This window comes from Pseudoroseomonas cervicalis ATCC 49957 (genome assembly GCF_000164635.1).
Taxonomy (GTDB): domain Bacteria; phylum Pseudomonadota; class Alphaproteobacteria; order Acetobacterales; family Acetobacteraceae; genus Pseudoroseomonas; species Pseudoroseomonas cervicalis.
This window is the reverse complement of record NZ_GG770777.1, coordinates 883,640-887,268: the sequence shown is the minus strand read 5'-3', so window position 1 is coordinate 887,268 and position 3,629 is coordinate 883,640. Positions and strand designations below refer to the sequence as shown.

At 73.8% G+C, this 3,629-nt stretch carries 4 protein-coding genes; 3 read left to right on the top strand and 1 reads right to left on the bottom strand.

What is annotated here, in order from left to right; genetic code table 11:
• Positions 1 to 194 precede the first annotated feature (194 nt).
• From HMPREF0731_RS03825 to HMPREF0731_RS03815, 3 genes are read left to right on the top strand one after another with little or no spacing between them, the layout of a single operon-like run.
• Positions 195 to 1,208 carry an NAD(P)H-quinone oxidoreductase gene (locus tag HMPREF0731_RS03825; protein ID WP_007002707.1) on the top strand — a complete coding sequence of 338 codons (1,014 nt, stop codon included), beginning with the start codon at positions 195 to 197 and terminating at the stop codon, positions 1,206 to 1,208.
• Between the two features lies 1 nt (position 1,209).
• Positions 1,210 to 2,073 carry a DMT family transporter gene (locus tag HMPREF0731_RS03820; RefSeq protein ID WP_007002706.1) on the top strand — a complete coding sequence of 288 codons (864 nt, stop codon included), beginning with the start codon at positions 1,210 to 1,212 and terminating at the stop codon, positions 2,071 to 2,073.
• Positions 2,074 to 2,084: 11 nt separating this feature from the next.
• Positions 2,085 to 2,861: an alpha/beta fold hydrolase gene (locus HMPREF0731_RS03815; protein ID WP_007002705.1), complete on the top strand. Its 777-nt coding sequence runs from the start codon at positions 2,085 to 2,087 to the stop codon at positions 2,859 to 2,861.
• 135 nt (positions 2,862 to 2,996) lie between these two features.
• Here HMPREF0731_RS03815 and HMPREF0731_RS03810 read toward each other — a convergent pair.
• Positions 2,997 to 3,629, bottom strand: a 633-nt coding sequence (locus HMPREF0731_RS03810; protein ID WP_007002704.1) for a DNA-3-methyladenine glycosylase family protein, incomplete at its 5' end; no start/stop codon positions are given.

Here is a 3,629-nt window from a genome sequence, read left to right as displayed (position 1 = left end):
CGCCGGCGCCCAGCAGCAGGCCGCGCCGGGTGGTGCCCCGGGGGGTGCCTGTCGCGGCCTCTCGGGGGCTCGCCGCCGCGCGACCGGACGGGTGCATCATCGTGACATGCTCGTGCTTGGCTTGACGGAAGGCGGCCGGGCGCCGACCCTTCGCGCGACCCTGCCACAGCCCCGCCGACAAGGAAACGACCCGCATGACCGACCTGCCACAGCAGATGACCCTGATCGCCCATGGCCAGGGCGGAGGGCCGGAGGTGCTGGTGCCGCAGACCGGTCCGCTGCCCGCCCCACGCGAGGACGAGGTGCTGATCCGTGTCATGGCGGCCGGCGTCAACCGCCCCGATGTGCAGCAGCGCAAGGGGCTGTATCCGCCGCCGCCCGGCGCCAGCCCAGTGATCGGCCTGGAGGTCGCGGGCGAGGTGGTGGCGGCGGGCGCCGCCGTCACCCGCTGGAAGGTCGGCGACCGCGTCTGCGCGCTGACCAATGGCGGCGGCTATGCCGAATACTGCACCGCGCCCGAGGCGCAGACCCTGCCCTGGCCGGCGGGCTTCGACGCGCTGCGCGCCGCCGCGCTGCCGGAGACCTATTTCACGGTCTGGGCGAATCTGTTCGGCCACGGCCGGCTGGCCGCCGGCGAGACGGTGCTGATCCATGGCGGCACCTCGGGCATCGGCGTCACCGCCATCCAGCTGGCCAAGGCGTTCGGCGCGCGGGTGCTGGCCACCGCCGGCAGCGCCGCCAAATGCGAGGCGATGCTGAAGCTGGGCGCCGACGCCGCCATCGACTACAAGGCGCAGGATTTCGTCGAGGAGGTGAAGCGCCTGACCGACGGGCGCGGCGTCGACGTGCTGCTCGACATGGTGGGCGCCGACTACTTCCAGCGCAATCTGCGCTGCATGGCCAAGGATGGACGCCTGGTGATCATCGCCTTCCTCAGCGGGCACGAGGCGGAGAAGGTCGATCTGCGGCCGATCATGGTCAAGCGCCTGACCGTCACCGGCAGCACCATGCGGCCGCGCACGACGGCCGAGAAGGGCGCCATCGCCGCCGAGCTGGAGGCCAGGGTGTGGCCGCTGCTGGCGCGCGGCGAGGCCGGGCCGGTGATCCACAGCGTCTTCCCCTTCGCCCGCGCGGCGGAGGCGCATGCGCTGATGGAGAGCAGCACGCATATCGGCAAGATCATGCTCGATCTCTCGAAACAAGGCTGAGATGCTGCGTCTGGCCGATCTGCGCCTGCTGCTGATCGCGGTCACGCTGTTCGGCGGTGCATGGCCCATCACCAAGGCGGCGCTGGCGGATGCCACGCCGCTGTGGTTCGCCGTGTCGCGCACCCTGCTCGGCGCGCTGGTTTCCGGCGTCGGGCTCGCCCTGTTCGGGCAGCTGCGCTTCCCGGCGCGGCAGGACTGGCCGGCGGTGCTCGGCGTCGGCCTGCTGCAGCTGGGCGGCTTCTTCGCGCTGACGCATCTGGCGGTGGCGCTGGTGCCGGCGGGCCGCACCGCGGTGCTGGCCAATGTCACCATCTACTGGCTGGTGCCGATGTCGGTGCTGCTGCTGGGCGAGCAGGTCTCGCCCCGCCGCTGGGCCGCCGCCGGGCTGGGCCTGGCCGGCGTCGCCGCGCTGACCGGCCCGTGGGCGGTGGATTGGCGCGACCCGGGCATTCTGCTCGGCCATGCCATGCTGCTGGTGGCGGCGCTGCTCTGGTCCTGCGCCATCATCGTCACCCGCCGCTACGCGCCGCGCACCACCATGCTGGACAACCTGCCCTGGTGCTTCCTGCTGGGCGCGGTGATCCTGCTGCCGATGGCCCTGCTGATGGAGCCCGAGGGCGGCATCGGCCGCGGCGCGCTGTGGCACGCGGCGCTGATCGGCTGCATCGTCGCGCCCATCGGCACCTGGGCGGTGATCGAGGCCGGGCGCCGCCTGCCGGGGGCCGTCTCCTCGGTGGGGTTCCTGCTGGCGCCGGCGATCGGCGTCATCGTCTCGACCATCTGGCTGGGCGAGCCGGTGGGCTGGGACGTCATCATCGGCGGCGCGCTGATCGGCGCCAGCGTCATCGTCGCCACGCGCGGCTGAAGGGAAGCGGGATGCGGCTGCGCGCCATCACCCTGGGCGAGGCGGCGGGGCCGCCGCTGGTGCTGCTGCACGGGCTGTTCGGCCAGGCGCAGAATTTTGCCGCCGTGCAGAAGATGCTGGCCACCCGCTTCCGCGTCATCGCGCTCGACCTGCGCAACCATGGCGGCTCGCCGCATGATGCGCGCATGGACTACCCTTCCATGGCGGCGGATGTGGCCGAGACGCTGGCCGCCGAAAAGACATTCCACCTGCTCGGCCATTCGATGGGCGGCAAGGTGGCGATGACGCTGGCGCTGGCCGAGCCGGCGCGCGTCGCCCGGCTGATCGTGGCCGACATCGCCCCCGTGGACTACCCGCCCGCCTTCCGCCCCTATGCCGAGGCGATGCGGGCCCTCGAACTGCGCCCCGGCCTGACGCGGCGCGAGGCCGACGCGGCGCTGGCCGCCGCCGTGCCCAGCCCCGGCGTGCGCGGCTTCCTGTTGCAGAACCTGGAGTTCGGCGCCACGCCGCCGGCCTGGCGCAACGGGCTGGCGGCCATCGCCGCCGCCCTGCCGGTGATCGAGGCGGCGCCGCCCCTGCCGCAGGGCGCGCGCTATGAGGGGCCGACCCTGGCGATGTCGGGCGAGACCTCCGACTACATCCGCGCCGAGCACCGCCCGCTGTTCCGCGGCCTGTTCCCCGCCGTGCGCTTCGCGACCGTGAAGGGTGCCGGCCACTGGCTCCACGCCGAGAAGCCAGAGCCTTTCGCGGCCACGGTCGCCGCCTTCCTCTCCGCTCCCGCCTCCTGATTTTTTTCGGCTGCCGGTCATGGGCGCGATGGGATCGCGTTCGGCCCGGCGCCGCGCCTGTGCCCGGCCGGACAGGGCCCGGCGCGCCCCGTGCCGCGCCCCGCCTCGTCCCCCGACGGCGGCAGCCCGAAAGAATCAAATGGCGGCGGGGGCCTTGAAGCGGCCTTCCTTGGCGAGATCCGCCGCGCGCCAGAGATACCAGGCGGCGGCGGAGCGGTGCGGCGCCCAGGCCTCGCCGATCGCGGCCAGCGCCTTGGGCTTGGGCTGGGCGTCGGCACCGGTGGCCAGGCGGTAGCCCTCGCGCACGCCGAAATCATCCACCGGCAGGATGTCCGGCCGGCCCAGGGTGAAGATCAGCAGCATCTCCACCGTCCAGCGGCCGACGCCCCGCAGCGCCACCAGCCGCTCGATCAGCGCCTCGTCCGGCAGGCGGGCGGCGGCGCGGCGGGTGGGCACGAGGCCGCCCACCGTCTTGAGCGCGATGTCGCGGATGGCGGCCACCTTGGCGCCGGAGAAGCCGCAGCCGCGCAGCGCCTCCTCCGGCAGGGCCAGCACGCCCTCGGGGTGCGGGAAATCCTGGCCGGGGAACAGCGCCAGCAGGCGGTTCAGCATCGCCTCCGCCGCGCGGCCATGCACCTGCTGGTGGGCGATGGCGCGCACCAGCGCCTCATAGGGCTCGCGCTGCAGGGGGCGGAGGGTGATGGCGCCCACCTGCCGCACCACCGGCCCCAGCACCGGGTCGGCGGCGAGGAAGGCGCGCGCCGCGCG

Bases quoted from the DNA above. Each gene is read 5' to 3' on its own strand.
- HMPREF0731_RS03825 (WP_007002707.1), top strand. From the start codon at position 195: ATGACCGACCTGCCACAGCAGATGACCCTGATCGCCCATGGCCAGGGC.
- HMPREF0731_RS03820 (WP_007002706.1), top strand. From the start codon at position 1,210: ATGCTGCGTCTGGCCGATCTGCGCCTGCTGCTGATCGCGGTCACGCTG.
- HMPREF0731_RS03815 (WP_007002705.1), top strand. From the start codon at position 2,085: ATGCGGCTGCGCGCCATCACCCTGGGCGAGGCGGCGGGGCCGCCGCTG.